The 16,850-nt window shown below is 34.9% G+C and carries 12 protein-coding genes; 8 read left to right on the top strand and 4 right to left on the bottom strand.

Going from position 1 to position 16,850, the window contains the following annotated elements; genetic code table 11:
- Positions 1-204: 204 nt before the first annotated feature.
- The 6 genes from ACHRWY_RS27175 (at position 205) to ACHRWY_RS27150 (ending at position 7,246) form a co-directional block, all read left to right on the top strand.
- A complete protein-coding gene (locus ACHRWY_RS27175; RefSeq protein WP_194615559.1) occupies positions 205-2,751 on the top strand; it encodes an ATP-dependent Clp protease ATP-binding subunit in 2,547 nt (848 codons plus the stop codon).
- 142 nt (positions 2,752-2,893) lie between these two features.
- Positions 2,894-4,264 carry a 30S ribosomal protein S6--L-glutamate ligase gene (gene rimK / locus ACHRWY_RS27170; RefSeq protein ID WP_395359094.1) on the top strand — a complete coding sequence of 457 codons (1,371 nt, stop codon included), beginning with the start codon at positions 2,894-2,896 and terminating at the stop codon, positions 4,262-4,264.
- Positions 4,265-4,367: 103 nt separating this feature from the next.
- Entirely contained in the window at positions 4,368-4,883 is a 516-nt protein-coding gene (locus ACHRWY_RS27165; RefSeq protein WP_395359137.1) for a DUF421 domain-containing protein, read from the top strand.
- Positions 4,884-4,989: 106 nt separating this feature from the next.
- Positions 4,990-5,325, top strand: a complete 336-nt coding sequence (locus ACHRWY_RS27160) for a PadR family transcriptional regulator (protein ID WP_395359092.1) — start codon at positions 4,990-4,992, stop codon at positions 5,323-5,325.
- On the top strand, positions 5,322-5,939 hold the full coding sequence (locus ACHRWY_RS27155) for an HAAS signaling domain-containing protein (protein WP_395359090.1): 618 nt from the start codon (positions 5,322-5,324) through the stop codon (positions 5,937-5,939). The genes ACHRWY_RS27160 and ACHRWY_RS27155 overlap by 4 nt, the downstream gene beginning before the upstream one ends.
- Entirely contained in the window at positions 5,936-7,246 is a 1,311-nt protein-coding gene (locus ACHRWY_RS27150; protein WP_395359088.1) for a serine hydrolase domain-containing protein, read from the top strand. Before ACHRWY_RS27155 ends, ACHRWY_RS27150 begins: the two co-directional genes overlap by 4 nt.
- An 82-nt stretch (positions 7,247-7,328) precedes the next feature.
- Here ACHRWY_RS27150 and ACHRWY_RS27145 read toward each other — a convergent pair whose 3' ends face one another.
- The 4 genes from ACHRWY_RS27145 to hutH all read right to left on the bottom strand — a co-directional run bounded on the left by ACHRWY_RS27145 (position 7,329) and on the right by hutH (position 12,453).
- Positions 7,329-8,702, bottom strand: a complete 1,374-nt coding sequence (locus ACHRWY_RS27145; protein WP_395359086.1) for an SMI1/KNR4 family protein — start codon at positions 8,700-8,702, stop codon at positions 7,329-7,331.
- Between the two features lie 170 nt (positions 8,703-8,872).
- Positions 8,873-10,213, bottom strand: a complete 1,341-nt coding sequence (locus ACHRWY_RS27140) for an anion permease (RefSeq protein WP_395359084.1) — start codon at positions 10,211-10,213, stop codon at positions 8,873-8,875.
- 32 nt (positions 10,214-10,245) lie between these two features.
- Entirely contained in the window at positions 10,246-10,890 is a 645-nt protein-coding gene (locus ACHRWY_RS27135; RefSeq protein WP_056250900.1) for a DUF47 domain-containing protein, read from the bottom strand.
- Between the two features lie 48 nt (positions 10,891-10,938).
- Positions 10,939-12,453, bottom strand: a complete 1,515-nt coding sequence (gene hutH, locus ACHRWY_RS27130; protein WP_395359081.1) for a histidine ammonia-lyase — start codon at positions 12,451-12,453, stop codon at positions 10,939-10,941.
- A gap of 727 nt (positions 12,454-13,180) precedes the next feature.
- On the opposite strand from hutH, the gene thrA reads away from it, so the two are divergent.
- Entirely contained in the window at positions 13,181-15,628 is a 2,448-nt protein-coding gene (gene thrA / locus ACHRWY_RS27125; protein WP_395359079.1) for a bifunctional aspartate kinase/homoserine dehydrogenase I, read from the top strand.
- Positions 15,629-15,777: 149 nt separating this feature from the next.
- The gene (locus ACHRWY_RS27120) at positions 15,778-16,710 is read left to right on the top strand and encodes a homoserine kinase (RefSeq protein WP_395359077.1); all 933 of its coding nucleotides are present in this window, start codon (positions 15,778-15,780) and stop codon (positions 16,708-16,710) included.
- Positions 16,711-16,850 lie beyond the last annotated feature (140 nt).

Here is a 16,850-nt window from a genome sequence, read left to right as displayed (position 1 = left end):
TTTTGGAATTTTTTCAGCTATTTCCTTACACTTATTTCAATGATTTATTAACAACTTTATTTTAGGTTTTAGTTAATAAATTAAGCGTATTTTAACGCTTTTATTGTTATTTTTTTTGTCTCTTAGCTGTCAGGAGATCTCGAAGGGTACGGTTTTTGTTTTTCCAACAGTAATTCACTAAATTTACAATACCAATTATATATTATGGATGATAATTTTTCACCAAGAGTAAAAGATGTTATTACCTACAGTAAAGAGGAAGCCTTGCGTTTGGGCCACGACTTTATTGGTACTGAACATCTAATGCTGGGCATTTTAAGGGATGGAAACGGAAAAGCTATTCATATACTTAATAACCTTGCAGTCGATCTAGATCATTTGCGCAGGAAGGTAGAAATACTGAGCCCGGCCAATCAGAGCGTTGAAGTAAATGCTGAAAAGAAAAACCTTCATCTCACGCGTCAGGCCGAAAGGGCACTGAAGACCACTTTTCTGGAAGCTAAAGTATTTCAAAGCTCGTCAATTAGTACGGCACACCTGCTTTTATGCATCTTACGAAACGAAAACGATCCAACAACCAAGCTATTGAATAAACTAAAAATAGATTATGACATAGCTAAAGAACAATATTTAAACATGACTCCAAACGAAGAAGAATTCTTAGAAAACTTGCCAAGAAACGAATCGTATAATGACGATTCAGGACAAGATGACAGTCTTAAAGAAAGTAGTTTTAATAATCCCGCCAATAAGTCAAACAAAAAATCCAAGACTCCGGTTTTAGATAATTTTGGGAGAGATTTAACAGAAATGGCTGAGGAAGGAAAACTAGATCCGGTGGTAGGGCGCGAAAAAGAAATTGAACGTGTCTCACAAATTCTAAGCCGTAGAAAAAAGAACAACCCACTTCTTATTGGAGAACCAGGAGTTGGTAAGTCTGCTATTGCAGAAGGACTTGCACTTCGTATTATCCAAAAGAAAGTATCACGTATTCTTTTTCACAAACGTGTTGTAACTCTTGATCTGGCCAGTTTAGTTGCCGGAACAAAATACAGAGGACAGTTTGAAGAAAGAATGAAAGCCGTAATGAATGAGTTGGAGAAAAATGATGACATCATTCTGTTCATTGACGAAATTCATACTATTGTAGGTGCCGGCGGAGCAACAGGTTCACTTGATGCTTCAAATATGTTTAAACCTGCTTTAGCAAGAGGCGAAATTCAATGTATTGGTGCTACAACACTTGATGAGTACAGACAATATATTGAGAAAGACGGTGCTTTAGAAAGACGTTTTCAAAAAGTAATTGTGGAGCCAACTTCTGTTGAAGAAACTATTGCCATTTTGAACAATGTAAAAGACAAATACGAAGATCACCACAATGTGACATACACTCAGGAAGCCATTGAAGCCTGCGTTAAATTAACAAACAGATACATGTCTGAGCGTTTTTTACCGGACAAAGCTATTGATGCTCTTGATGAAGCAGGGTCCCGCGTACATATAACTAACATTGATGTTCCAAAACAAATCTTAGATTTAGAGCGTCAGTTAGAAGAAGTTCGTGAAATGAAAAACATGGTAGTCAAAAAACAAAAATACGAAGAGGCTGCCAAACTTCGCGATGATGAAAAACGCATTGAAAAAGACCTTGCTGTTGCACAAGAACAATGGGAAGAAGACTCTAAAAACAACCGAATTGAAGTTACAGAAGATAATGTAGCCGATGTTGTTTCTATGATGACCGGAATTCCTGTAAACAGAATTGCACAAACAGAAAGCAACAAACTGGCTAAATTACCTGAATTGATTCAGAACAAAGTAATTGGTCAAAACGAAGCGGTTTTAAAAATTGCCCGTTCTATTCAACGTAACAGAGCCGGACTTAAAGATCCTAACAAACCAATTGGTTCATTTATTTTCTTAGGTCAGACTGGTGTTGGTAAAACCCAATTAGCAAAAGTTTTAGCAAAAGAATTATTTGATTCTGAAGACGCATTAGTTCGTATCGACATGAGCGAATACATGGAGAAATTTGCTATTTCCCGTTTAGTTGGAGCGCCTCCGGGATATGTTGGTTACGAAGAAGGAGGTCAATTGACTGAAAAAGTGCGTAGAAAACCATATTGTGTTGTGCTATTAGATGAGATCGAAAAAGCGCATCCGGATGTATTTAATATGATGCTTCAGGTTCTTGATGATGGATATTTAACAGATAGTTTAGGTCGCAAAATCGACTTTAAAAATACTATCATTATTATGACATCTAATGTCGGAGCGCGTCAGTTGAAAGATTTTGGACAAGGTGTAGGATTCGGAACCGCTGCAAAAGTGGCTCAGGCTGATGAAAACTCAAAAAGCATTATCGAAAATGCATTGAAAAAAACCTTCGCTCCAGAATTCTTAAACAGAATTGATGATGTAATTGTATTTAATGCTTTAGAAAAAGGCGACATCGATTTGATTATCGAAATCGAACTTGCAAAACTATATTCCCGTATTGCTGAATTAGGATACAAGCTAAATCTTACTGATAAAGCCAAAGCATTTATTGCTGAAAAAGGTTTTGACAGACAATTTGGAGCAAGACCTCTAAAAAGAGCGATTCAGAAATACGTTGAAGATTTGCTGGCAGAAGAAATCATAACTTCAAAAATACATTCAGGTGATGAAATCTTAATGGATTTAAAAGATGATTCTCAGGAACTTTCAGTAGAAATACACAAAGCAGAGGAGCCAACTAATCAATAAATTAGTTTAAAATCATAACAAATTTAATTTACCCGTTACGTTTTCATAACATAACGGGTATTTTTTTTAGATAAATTAGTATCTTTAGTAAAAGCAAATAGCTATTTTTGGCTATTAATCTCTAAAAAACAAATAATAACGTATGCTTCAAAACAAAGTCATTTTAGGTAGCGAAGAATGGTGCTCATTTCCAGAACTAGGAATTCCGACAATCAAAGCTCGTGTAGATTCCGGTGCTAAAACTTCGGCAATGCACGCTATAAACATAGCTCCTTTTATAAAAAATGATGCCAATTGGGTGAAATTTGATATTAATCCAATTCAGAATAATATTAAAACCATCATTCATTGCGAAGCTCCGTTGGTTGACAAAAGAATTGTAAAAAGTTCAAGCGGTTTTAGAGAACATCGTTACGTTATCCAGACCAGCATTAAACTTGGCGATGTAAAATGGCCAATAGAAATGACGTTGACAAACCGTGATTCTATGGGATTTCGTATGCTTTTAGGCCGCGAAGCCATGAGCGGACGTGTATTAGTTGATCCTGAACAAAAATACATGTTAGGACAGCCAACAGCCGAAGCATTAAAAGAATTATATCAAAATTCAGAGAAAGCAACTTCCGGTTTACGAATTGGACTTTTAGCCAGTAATCCTGAATTATACAGCAATAAAAGAATCATGGAAGCGGGTGAAATGCGCGGTCATGAAATGCATTTTTTGAACATCAAGGAATGTTACATGAAACTGGACGCCAAAACTCCGGAAATTCATTATCGTGGCGGAAAAATTTTGAATCAATTTGACGCTATTATTCCCAGGATTCGTCCAAGTATTACTTTTTACGGCTGTGCTTTAACGCGTCAGTTTGAAGCTTTGAAGGTTTATGTTTTGAATTCGGCTACAGCCATCACACAATCGCGGGATAAACTATATTCATTGCAATTGCTTTTGAATAGCGGAATCGATATCCCAACAACTGGTTTTGCCAATTCACCTTTAGATACTGACAATTTAATCAAAATGGTTGGAGGTTCGCCTTTAATCGTTAAATTACTGGAAGGAACACAAGGAAAAGGTGTTGTTTTAGCAGAAACCAAAAAAGCAGCAGAAAGTGTTATCAATGCTTTTAAAAGCTTAAATGCTAATATCCTTGTTCAGGAATTTATTAAAGAAGCTAACGGAAAAGATATTCGCTGTTTTGTAATCGACGGAAAAGTAGTTGCTGCCATTCAGCGTGAAGCAATGCCAGGAGAATTCAGAGCAAATATTCACCTTGGCGGAACAGCTTCTGTTATCAAAGTAACTGCCGAAGAGAAAAAGATCGCTATAAAAGCCGCAAAAGCTATGGACTTAAAAGTAGCCGGAGTTGATATTATTCGTTCTTCAAAAGGGCCATTATTACTGGAAGTAAATTCTTCGCCAGGTCTTGAAGGAATTGAAGGCGCTACAAACAAAGATATTGCAGGGGAAATGATCAAAGCAATTGAAAAGAATTTTAAACTCATATAAGTAAGTTCACTAAAACTTAATAAAATACAATTAATTTTAACAGCTTTGTCTAAGTTCACAACTTCGACAAAGCTTTTTTTAAATTTAAATCCTATAAAAAATGATGCTAAATCCCTATTTAGATATTATTGCAAGAAGTGTTGCCGTTTATTTTTTTATGACCATTGCCTTGAGGATTTTTGGTAAAAAAGAACTTTCGCAATTAAATACAGCTGATATCATTCTGATCCTGCTAATCAGCAACTCGGTTCAAAATGCAATGGTCGGTCCCGACACAAGTCTCTCAGGAGGTTTAATTGCTGCTTTGGCTTTATTTATTATCAATTATATCATCAAAAAGCTGACCCATAAATACAAAGGCCTTAATGATTTATTACTGGACAAACCTGAAATCCTGATTCACAATGGAGTATTGGATTTTAAAGCCTTAAGCAAATTAGACATTTCGCACGAAGAACTGAAAGAAGCGGCACGCGAACATGGTTTAGAACACCTGACCGATATAAAGCTCGCAATGCTTGAAATTGACGGTACTATAAGTGTGATCTCTGAAGACAAAAAAAATCTCAAACAAACGCACTACAAACGAAAACACAATCGTAAAAATTTACAAAAGTAATTCCTAAAAAAAAATAAATATCTGAAAATTAAATAGTTAGATATTTATTACAAAAAACTTAGCTATATACTTTGTTATACTATGTATTTTGTTATACATTAGCCATATGAACGAAACATTTGTAACAAACTGGAAATCGCAGGTAAAGAAAGGTACCTTAACCTTCATTATCCTGAATGTACTCAGGAATCATGAGTACTACGGTTATGAACTTATCGAACAAATAAGAAAACATACCGAAATAGAAATTGCAGAGGGAACACTTTACCCCTTGATGAATCGATTAAAAACAGAAGAATTAGTTGATTCTAAATGGGTAGAACAAGAAACCGGTATTCCAAGAAAATATTATTCATTAACCGAAGCCGGAACAGAAACCCTAAGCCAGATGAATATTTACTGGGAGAATCTGGAAAAATCAATTAAAAAAATCATTCAATGAGAATAGAAGACATCAAATTCGAACAAAAAGCTTCGCAGAGGATTTATAATGATTATATGAAGCGTATCAGAAAAGCAACAGCTTCATTATCTAAAATGAATCAGGATGATATTTATATGGAATTTAACAGCCATATTTTTGAATCCATCCAAAACAATAAGGAGAAAAACGAAATAGATTCTCTTTTGGATATTATTGAAAAGCTAGGCTCACCTGAAGAAGTTCTAAAACCGCTTGTTGCGGATAAGAAACTGGAACAGGCAACAAAAACATTTAATCCCATTCATGTTTTCAGAGCTTTGATCTTAAACTTTACAAATGGCATTTCGTACATATTTTTCTTTGTCTTATACCTTTTTTTATTTGGTTTCGTTTTCTTGATTTTTGCAAAAATATTTAATCCGTCCCTGGTGGGACTTTATATGAAAAAAGACTCCTTTTCTGTTTTTGTCCTGGGAATAATCAATCCGGAAGATCAAATAAAAAATCAGACTTATGAAGTTCTTGGCAACTGGTTTATTCCGGCAATGTTACTATCAATCGTATTTTTCTATTTACTGATAACCCTATTATTAAAGTTTAAAAAATCAATCAATCAAAAAACATTATCATGAAAAAAATTATCACCGGTTTATTTATTCTCGTAATTACGAGTACATTTTCTCAAACTTTCAATGCAAAAAGACTCGACAGCTTGTTCCTGCTTCTGGAAAAAAACAACCGATACATGGGAAGCATTGCCATTTCTGAAAACGGAAAAACAATCTACACCAAATCAATTGGATTTGAAGATATTGCGACTTCAAAAAAATCAGGCATAAACACAAAATACCGAATTGGGTCTATTTCAAAAATGTTTACAGCCTCTCTTATTTTTAAAGCTGTCGAAGAAAACAAAATCAATTTAAATCAAACTATTGATAAATATTTCCCAACAGTAAAAAATGCCAAAACTATCACAATAAGCAATTTACTAAACCACAGAAGCGGTATTCACGATTTTACCAATGAGGCCGATTATTTAAAATGGAATACTCAATTGCAATCCAGAGCCAAAATAACAGAAAGAATAGCTGCCGGAGATATTGTATTTGAACCTGACACAAAAGGTCAGTACAGCAATTCTAACTACGTTTTGTTGTCATTTATACTGGAAGACATTTACAAAAAACCATTTAGCGAAATTCTAAATCAGAAAATTATAAGTCCATTAAAACTTAAGAACACTTATTTAGGCAGTAAAATAAGCTTAGCAAACAACGAATGCTATTCTTATACTTTTGACGGGAAATGGAACAAAGAAAACGAAACCGATATGTCGATTCCGCTTGGAGCAGGCGGAATTGTTTCTAATCCAACTGACCTGAATCTATTCATTGAAAGTCTTTTTGCCGGAAAAATTGTTTCTATCGAACATTTAAATGAAATGAAAACAATAAAAGACAAATTTGGAATGGGACTTTTTGAGTTTCCTTATTTCGAACAAAAAAGCTACGGTCACACTGGAGGAATTGATGGTTTCAAATCTGTTTTAAGCTATTTCCCAGCTGAAAAACTAGCATTGGCCATCACTTCAAACGGAATTAATTATGACAACAACAGCATCTTATTATGCGCATTAAGTTCGTATTTCAACAAGCCATATACAATGCCTTCTTTTAACAACATTGCTGTTACTACAGAGACCCTGAACCCTTATTTAGGCACTTACAGTAGCTTGCAAATTCCGTTAAAAATAGATATTACCCAGAAAAACAATACATTGATCGCTCAGGCAAACGGACAACCTTCTTTTCCTTTAGAAGCTACTGCTATCAATATCTTTAAATTTGATGCCGCAGGTATTGTTCTGGAATTTAACTCTGATAAAAAAGAAATGATCTTAAAACAAGGCGGAAAAGAATTCTTGTTTACCAAATAATAAATCCGCAATAATCACTTCACAAAAAAGCTAGTTTCTCTAAAGAAACCAGCTTTTTTTTATTTCTAAAATTGATTACTTTCTAGTTCTCAATTTCAAAATCTGTACTTATCTTTTTAATGGTTTTATTAGTTAGACCATATGCCTTTAGCCTATGATTCAGATTAACTAAAATGTAATCTTTTTCTTTAGGGAATTTTTCAGCTATTACTTTATAATGCTTTAAAAGCTTTTGATCTTCTACCCCGTCTAATGCCTGCAAAGTGGCATGAATAACCCTGTTCGAACTATCACTGAGACCTTTGATAAAAACATCTGTAAAATCGTTTTTATTTTTGAGCTGCCCAAGTGAATAATAAGTACTAATTCTTATATTTTCACTTTCATTAGAGGCAAATGGCACAATGATATCTCCATAATCCAGATTCATTTCCTTTAATAAATAAGTACAAAAACGAAAAGTTTCCTCATCGTTAATATTTTCAGTATTCCATTTAATAACATCTAACCAATCCGAACTTTTATCTTTTGCATACCAGAATACAAACTGAAAAACATCTAATAAACTTTCTTTAGTAAAATCTGCCAAATAAGGATAAGCTCTTTGGTAATCAAACTTGGTAAGGATTTGAAGTATCTTTTTTTGAATTGCCCCTGAAGTCAGTCTATACTGGGATTCTAAAACGTCAAGCGCTTCAGCACCTATTTTTTCTTTTTTTAAGATCCCGTTTAAGCTTTCGACCTTAGTTTCATTATCATTTGTAGAAAAATATACTTCTAAAATATAATTTACACTCCCTCCTAAGGTATACCTAAACAAATCAGGTTCATTTATCATTACATTTTCAGGTATAATTTCGTCAAGCCATCTTTCGTACCAATCTAAGAAATTAGATTCAAAAGTAAAGTATGGTTTTTGCCTGTCGCAATCGACATTCACAACCCTTCCTTTAAACTCCCCATTTAAAACAAGTGCATGATAATAGCTGCAGCCTTGCGTACCAACAGGCAATAATCCCGAAAATATTTTTCCTAATTCAAGATCAAAATCTTCGGTAGAAATAGCATCATTATCTTCTATATTTTTGTTGAGATCAGACCAAAATTCATCTGACATTTTTGGATGAATCTTAGCTTCCTCTTTTAAATACAATTCAGTATTCTCATATATCAATTCGTTGGTATTCTTTCCTAAAGGATAAATTCCGTAACCTGGTCCGGCAGCAGAATCAGCAAACGAAATTCCACCATTACCAATATGAAGTAAAAAAGCTTTGTAATCCTCAGGAAGCTCGATAGTATAATCTTTTTCGAACTTTAAAATTTCTTCGTTATTGACAGTTTCTCCCACAAAGTATTTGTGACTGTCTGCACCAAATACTTTTAAATCTTTATCTGTATTTTTTGCTATAACTAACTTCTTTTTTATTCTTTCGATCTGATTTAATTCATCCATTTCTTAAACTTTATCTCTTCTTGTATTATAAAGTAAATGTAAATACATTATAACTTTAAAACAACCCATAATACCCAACAAAAAAGCCGGTTTCAATAAAGAAACCGGCTTTTTTTTATCTGTTTTAAAATGCGATTTTACCTCTCACATTTTACAAAAATATTTTACTATTATATAAATACACTTAAAATGTAATATACTAAACCTGCCAATATTGCTGAAATTGGAATGGTTAATATCCAAGCCCAGATTAAGCTTACAGTAACTCCCCAACGAACGGCAGATACACGTTTTGTTAATCCAACCCCAATGATAGAACCTGTAATAGTATGCGTTGTACTTACCGGAATTTTTAAATGCTCTGTAAAATAAAGCGTTAAAGCTCCCGCAGTTTCAGCAGCAACACCTTCAAAAGAAGTTACTTTTGTGATTTTAGAACCCATTGTTTTTACAATTTTCCAACCACCACTTAAAGTTCCTGCAGCAATTGCAGAATAACATGCTAAGGGAATCCAGCCCGGCATTACTCCTTTTACTCCTAAATCATCATTTGGCAACACAACATCTAACCAGGAATCCATGTGAACTCCAGGATTTGTATTGATATAGACTGCTACAGCAGCTGCAATGATACCCATTACTTTTTGAGAATCATTACCTCCGTGACCTAAACTAAAAGCAGCAGAAGATAATAATTGCATTTTTTTCAAAGCAGCATCAGCCTGATGAAGGTTTAAACTACTAAATATCAAACAAAAAGCACTAACTGTTAATATAATAAAAGCTACTAAAAACCATTTAATATTATGCGGATCAAAAGCTACACTCCAAAAATGAGACTCGAATCTGGGTTTTCCATGCTCAACAATCTCTTCGTAAGGAACCATTAGATTACTAACTATCCAAATCGTTGCAATCATTAAAGCAACAGTAAAAATTTTAGGTCCAATACTTTTTCGGGAAGCATTCAGCAACCAGATCGAAATTAAATAAGAAGCTAATGCTCCTAATAACGGTGCTAAAACAATAAAAGCAATGATAATAAGAACTCCCGAAGGCATTCCACCATCTTTTCCGGCTTTATACCAGCTGACTATTTCATACCAGTAATGAGTAGCTCCATCGGCATCAACATAACCTGAAAAACCATGCACAGCGATAGCATGAGCCACTGCTGCTCCTGCAAAACCACCAATTAAGGTATGCGATGAACTGGAAGGAATTCCTAACCACCAGGTCAATAAATTCCAACAAATTGCTGCAATAACCCCGGCAAGAATAACAACAAGGTTAATCTCCATAGTGTGCGCTGTTTTTGCAACAGTATCTGCAACACCAAATCCGAAAACCCAATAAGCCAGAAAGTTAAAAAATGCTGCCCAAAGAACTGCCTGAAAAGGCGTTAAAACCTTTGTGGCAACAACAGTTGCAATAGCATTTGCCGCATCATGAAAACCATTGATGTAATCAAAAATTAAAGCTAATACTATAATAATTATAAGTAGCGTCATAAATTATAACTTCAGAATAAAATAAATTGAATTTAAGAATGTTTTACAGAAATAGATTCCAGTATGTTTGCAACACTCTTACATTTATCTGTTGCTGATTCTAAAACAGATAACACTTCTTTATATTTAATAATATTTTTAGCATCTGTTTCGTTTTCAAAAATTTCAAAAACTGCTTTGTTATAAACGTTATCTGACTTGTTTTCCAGTTTATTAATTCTGGCACAAGCATCTTTAATGACTTTGAAGTTCTTTAAATTTCTCAATTCTTTTACCGCACTGTCAATGTTCTGACAAGCTTCAAGATTGATCTCAGTCATTTTTCTGATCGATTTTGTAATCTTATCAACCTGATACAATCTCATTCTGCTTGCTGCACCGTGCAAATAATCTGCAACGTTGTCAATAGAAGTAATCAGGGTATGAATATCCTCTCTGTCAAACGGAGTAATGAAGTTTCTGCTCAATTCAAGATTGGTTTGACGTGTAATGTCTTCTCCTCTTTGCTCTAATTCATCAATTTTTTGAAAAAGAACTTCTCTTTCTTTTAATGGAAGATTTACAGCTTCGTGTAAATTAGAAGCTAATTCAATTAAATTGCTTGAAGCCTCTTCAAAAAGTGGAAAGAATTTCTTGTCTTTCGGCACTAAAAATTGGAAAATACTGTTTATTGACATTTTTATATTTTTGATAGTGCAAAATTACTTCATTAATATTTTACAATGTTAAGCCATTGTTAACAAATCGTTTTCAATTTGGAAACTGTCAAGAAATTCAACGGTTTTCTCAATGTCATAATGCAGGATTCTATCCTCCTTAACCAGCGGAACGACTTCTCTGTAACTGCTCAGAAACATCTCGATAAAATCACTCGATTTCAGCGGTTCTCTGTACGCGATTGCCTGCGAAGCATTCATTAGCTCGATCGACAGAATGCGTTCTAAATTATCCAGAACCCTTAATGCTTTTGTTGCTCCGTTTGCTCCCATACTTACGTGATCTTCCTGTCCGTTGCTCGATACAATACTATCTACACTTGATGGGGTTGCCAATTGCTTGTTTTGACTTGCAATACTCGCGGCTGTATATTGCGGAATCATAAAACCTGAATTTAATCCCGGATTATCAACCAAAAATGCCGGAAGATTACGTAGTCCTGAAATCAATTGATAGGTTCTTCTTTCTGAAATACTTCCTAATTCGGCCAAAGCAATTGCCATGAAATCCAAGGCTAAAGCCAAAGGCTGTCCGTGAAAATTTCCTCCTGAAATAATCTGGTCGGCTTCTATAAATATATTCGGGTTATCCGTAACCGAATTAATCTCGGTCTTGAATACTTTTCGAACATAATCGATGGCATCTTTTGAAGCACCGTGAACTTGCGGCATACAACGGAAAGAATACGGATCCTGAACATGTTTTTTCTCCTGGGCAATAATCTCGCTTCCCTCCAGAAACTCATTAATACGCTGCGCGGTAATAATTTGTCCTTTATGCGGACGTATATAATGAATCAATTCGTTGAAAGGTTCGCTTCTTCCGTCAAAACCTTCTAAAGAAATTGTTCCAATAAGATCGGCCAGATAAGAATATTTATACGCTTTTATCAAAATATGAGCCCCGTAAGCACTCATAAACTGGGTTCCGTTCAACAAAGCCAAACCTTCTTTTGATTGCAAAATGATGGGTTCCCATCCAAAATGTTTTAAAACTTCGCCTGATGTTACTTTTTTTCCTTCAAACAAAACTTCACCTTCACCTAATAGCGGTAAAGACAAATGTGCCAAAGGTGCCAAATCTCCCGAAGCTCCTAAAGAACCCTGAGTATAAATAATGGGTAAAATATCATTATTGTAAAAATCAACCAAACGATTTACGGTTTGCAGCTGAATTCCGGAATGTCCGTAACTTAACGATTGAATTTTAAGCAACAACATCAACTTCACAATTTCAGCAGGTACTTCTTCTCCGGTTCCGCATGCATGTGACTTTACCAGGTTTTCCTGAAGCTTTGATAAATTCTCATTTGAGATTTTCACATTACATAAAGATCCAAAACCTGTATTGATACCATAAATAGGTTCAGAATGTGAAGCCATTTTTTTATCTAAATAATCACGGCATTTCTGAATATTTACTTTAGCTTCTTCTGATAATTCAAGCGCTTTTTGATTCACTATGATTTCTTGTAAAGCTTCTAAACTTAAGATTTCAGTACTTATATAATGGATTTCTCTCATGTTGTTTGTATTTTAAGACATCAAAATTCAGCAAATCAATATTAAAAAGCAACATTTGTTCGTAATAATTAAAATTTGTCCCATTTCGCTTCCTCTGTTTTATTTATTTCATAATCATTATCAGACAAAAAATCAGTTCTTTATTGATCGGGATTTCTATTTTAGAATTTATTCTAAAAAAAATCAAAAAAAACATTTCCTACTTAGTATATAGGACAAATTCGTTTGTTTTTTATCTCCTTTTTAATAAAATCAATACTATGGAGATTTTAAAGCCTTAACAAAAAAAAGCGCTAAATATATGAATAAGCCATCTTTAGAGTTTTAATTTTAACAATAGCTCAATATTAAAATCCTTATATTTGAATTATTGAAATATTCGTAAAAAGGATTTTCGGTTTTTTAACTTTTATAAAAAACTGTACTTTTGAAAAATCAAAATGAAAAGTAACAGCGCAAAATATCAATCTACAATGACAACTCCATCTAGAGTTGCAATTGCTGCTACTACAATTTCTACTACAACAACTACTACCCCTTAGGGGTATACATTTTACATATAAACCTGGGTTATCTATACTTTTTTCATGAAAGAAGAAAGACGATGGATACATAAAAAACATTTACAAAGAAAAAAAATAGTCGCAGTTTTCAGTTTCAGTTCACAGTTGATAACCTTTGAACCTTTGTTACTCAAAATCTTTGCACCTTATTAAAAAACATCAAAATGAAAGTATTAAAATTTGGCGGAACTTCGGTTGCCAATGCTCAAAATATAAAACTCGTTCTCGAAATCATAAATCAGAATTCTAAACAAGATAAATTAGTAGTTGTTGTTTCAGCTTTAAGCAAAGTAACCGATTTATTGCAGTTGGCAGCGGCAAAAGCAGCAGCAAACGACGAAAGTTTCAGGGATATTGTGGCTGAAATCGAGAAAAAACATCTTGATACATTAAAAGATCTTATTCCGGTAAGTGAACAAAGCAGTTTATTAAGTCACGTAAAAAGAATCATCAATCACCTGGAAACTTTATTGGACGGCTGTTTTTTATTGGGCGAATTATCTCCAAGAACTGCCGATACAATTTTAAGTTTTGGAGAATTGCTTTCGTCTTATATCATTGCGCAGGCGTATCAGCAAATTGACAAAAACGTGGCGTATAAAGACAGTCGCGAATTAATTAAAACGAACAATAACTTTAGCAAAGCGGTTGTGAATTTTGAAGTTTCGAACCAACTGATTCAGGAGTATTTTGGCGGAAACCAATCTCAAATCAATATTTTACCGGGATTTATCGCTCAGACTCCTGACGGAATCACTACAACTCTGGGCCGTGGCGGTTCTGATTATACTGCGGCTATCATTGCCGGAGCACTTCAGGCATCACAATTAGAAATCTGGACTGATGTAAACGGAATGTTTACTGCAAACCCAAAAATCGTGAAACAAGCGCAGCCAATCGCCAACATTTCGTATCAGGAAGCGATGGAGTTATCCCATTTTGGTGCCAAAGTGTTGTATCCGCCAACGATTCAGCCGGTTTTAAGAAAAAACATTCCCATTTTAATCAAAAATACTTTTGAGCCGGAAGCTTTAGGAACTTTAATTTCCAATCAGGTTTCTTCAAAAGATACCGTTGTAAAAGGAATCAGCCATATCGATAATATCTCGTTGGTTACACTTGAAGGCCCAGGAATGATTGGGGTTTCAGGTTCATCAAAACGTTTGTTCGAAGTATTATCTCAGGAAAAAATTAATGTTATTTTTATCACTCAGGCTTCTTCTGAGCATTCTATTTGTATCGGAATATTAAATTCGGATGCTGAAAATGCCGAAGCAGCCATCAACAAAGCTTTTGAAGTTGAGATTTTACAAAACAAAATCGATCCTGCTATTGTAGAAAAAGACCTTTGCATTATCGCTTTGGTAGGTGAAAACATGAAAAACCATCAGGGTTTAAGCGGAAGAATGTTTAGTACTTTAGGAAAAAACAACGTAAATATCCGTGCTATCGCGCAAGGTGCTTCTGAACGAAATATCTCTACTGTAATCAACGAAAGAGACGTAAAAAAAGCATTGAATACTTTACACGAAAACTTCTTTGAAGAAAATACCAAACAGCTGAATTTATTTGTAATGGGAGTTGGAAATGTGGGTGAAAAATTCATCGAACAAATTCACAATCAAAGAAAGTTCTTAAAAGAAAATCTAAAAATCAATGTTCGTGTTATCGCTTTGTCAAATTCACGAAAAATGCTTTTTGACGAAGATGGAATTTCTTTAAAAGACTGGCAATCGGCTTTAGACAAAGGTGAACATGCGATTCCGACTGAATTTATCGCTCGCGCCAAAGAACTGAATTTACGTAATAGTATTTTTGTGGATATTACTGCCAATGCAAGTGTTTCTGAAACGTACGAAAAATTCCTAAAAGAAAGTATTGCGGTTGTAACCTGTAATAAAATTGCCTGTTCATCAGCGTACGACAATTATAAAAAACTAAAAAGTTTATCACGTCAATATAACGCTCCGTTTTTGTTTGAAACCAATGTTGGTGCAGGATTACCCATTATCGACACGGTAAAAAACTTAATTGCTTCAGGCGATAAAGTGCATAAAATACAAGCGGTTTTATCAGGAAGTTTAAACTTTATCTTCAATAATTTTGATAAGAACAACTCTTTTCATGATGTGGTAAAAGAAGCAGGAGTTCAGGGATTCACAGAACCGGACCCAAAAATCGACTTAAGCGGAATTGATGTGGCACGTAAAATCCTGATCTTAATTCGCGAAAGCGGTTACGAAATGGATATTGACGCCATTGCCAACGAATCGTTCCTGCCAGCCGAATGTTTAGCAACAACAAACAACGAAGACTTTTTTGCCTCGTTAACCAAACATGCTGCTCATTTCGAAAATATCTATAAAGAAGCATTAGCCAAAGATTCAAGATTAAAATACGTAGCACAATTCGAAAACGGAAAAGCAAGCGTTGGCCTGCAATTCATTCCAAAAGATCATCCTTTTTATAATCTGGAAGGAAAAGACAATATCGTTTTGTTCTACACAGATCGTTACGTAGATCAGCCTTTATTGATCAAAGGCGCCGGTGCCGGAGCAGCTGTTACAGCATCAGGAATTTTTGCTGATGTAATTAGAATAGGAAATAATTAAAATGAGGTACAAAGGTACAAAGGTGCAAAGGGACAAAGTTAAAAACCTTTTCGCCTATGGACCTTTGCCACTTTGAACCTTAAAATAAAAATAATGATTGGCAAAACCTTTGAACCTCTGAGCCTTTGCCCCTCTGAACCTTTAAAAAAATGGAAATAAAATTATTCTGTCCCGCTACAATTGCAAATTTATCATGCGGATTTGACGTACTTGGACTTTGCTTAGACAATGCGGGTGATGAAATGATTGTTCGAAAAACAGATCAAAAAGGAATTCGCATTACTAAAATTGTCGGTGCCGATTTGCCTTTGGAAACGGAGAAAAATGTTTCGGGCGTGGCTGGTATTGCAATGCTTGAAGCTTACGAACGAGATTTTCAAGCAATAAATTTTGGATTTGAAATCGAAATTTACAAAAACATCAAAGCCGGAAGCGGCATTGGAAGCAGCGCCGCAAGTTCTGCCGGAGCGGTTTTCGGGATAAATGAATTATTAGGAAAACCCTATTCCCGTAAAGATTTGGTGCAATTTGCCATGCAGGGCGAAAAATTAGCGAGCGGAAACGCACATGCTGATAATGTTGCCCCTGCCCTTTTGGGAGGTTTTACTTTGGTAAGAAGTTACGCTCCGCTTGATATTATCAGGATTGATAGTCCGGAGGAATTGTTCGCAACGGTGGTTCATCCTCAAATCGAGTTAAAAACTTCTGATGCGCGTTCAGTATTAAAACAAACCGTTTCCCTAAAAAGCGCGATCATGCAATGGGGAAATGTAGGCGGATTAATCGCAGGTTTATACACCAAAGATTATGAATTAATTGGAAGATCGCTTCATGACGAAATCGTAGAACCTTTACGAAGCGTTTTGATTCCGGGTTTTGATTTAATCAAACAAACAGCTCTTGAAAACGGCGCTTTAGGTTCCGGAATTTCAGGTTCTGGTCCGTCGATTTTTGCTCTAAGCAGAGGAAAAGATACCGCAGACCAAATCGCCAAAGCCATGAGCGATGTTTACGAAAAAATGAATTTACCGTATGAAATTCACGTTTCGAAAATTAATCCCGATGGTGTCCGCATTTTGTAAAATGTGAAATGTATTAAGTAAGAAGAATTAAGATAACGTTTGTCATTCCGAGGAACGAGGAATCTCCACAAGTAACTCCGTAATGTGAGTCAATCTTTGTCGAGCTTCTCGCGGAGATTCCTCGTTCCTCGGAATGACAA

Source organism: Flavobacterium sp. FlaQc-48 (genome assembly GCF_044007335.1).
GTDB lineage: Bacteria > Bacteroidota > Bacteroidia > Flavobacteriales > Flavobacteriaceae > Flavobacterium.
The sequence above is the reverse complement of the archived record's forward strand: the minus strand, read 5'-3'. Positions and strand labels throughout refer to the sequence as shown.

Coding starts and splice junctions, on each gene's coding strand:
- ACHRWY_RS27155 (WP_395359090.1), top strand. CDS start 5,322: ATGAGAATAGAAGACATCAAATTCGAACAAAAAGCTTCGCAGAGGATT.
- ACHRWY_RS27145 (WP_395359086.1), bottom strand. CDS start 8,702: ATGGATGAATTAAATCAGATCGAAAGAATAAAAAAGAAGTTAGTTATA.
- ACHRWY_RS27135 (WP_056250900.1), bottom strand. CDS start 10,890: ATGTCAATAAACAGTATTTTCCAATTTTTAGTGCCGAAAGACAAGAAA.
- ACHRWY_RS27140 (WP_395359084.1), bottom strand. CDS start 10,213: ATGACGCTACTTATAATTATTATAGTATTAGCTTTAATTTTTGATTAC.
- rimK (WP_395359094.1), top strand. CDS start 2,894: ATGCTTCAAAACAAAGTCATTTTAGGTAGCGAAGAATGGTGCTCATTT.
- thrA (WP_395359079.1), top strand. CDS start 13,181: ATGAAAGTATTAAAATTTGGCGGAACTTCGGTTGCCAATGCTCAAAAT.
- ACHRWY_RS27175 (WP_194615559.1), top strand. CDS start 205: ATGGATGATAATTTTTCACCAAGAGTAAAAGATGTTATTACCTACAGT.
- ACHRWY_RS27160 (WP_395359092.1), top strand. CDS start 4,990: ATGAACGAAACATTTGTAACAAACTGGAAATCGCAGGTAAAGAAAGGT.
- hutH (WP_395359081.1), bottom strand. CDS start 12,453: ATGAGAGAAATCCATTATATAAGTACTGAAATCTTAAGTTTAGAAGCT.
- ACHRWY_RS27165 (WP_395359137.1), top strand. CDS start 4,368: ATGCTAAATCCCTATTTAGATATTATTGCAAGAAGTGTTGCCGTTTAT.
- ACHRWY_RS27120 (WP_395359077.1), top strand. CDS start 15,778: ATGGAAATAAAATTATTCTGTCCCGCTACAATTGCAAATTTATCATGC.
- ACHRWY_RS27150 (WP_395359088.1), top strand. CDS start 5,936: ATGAAAAAAATTATCACCGGTTTATTTATTCTCGTAATTACGAGTACA.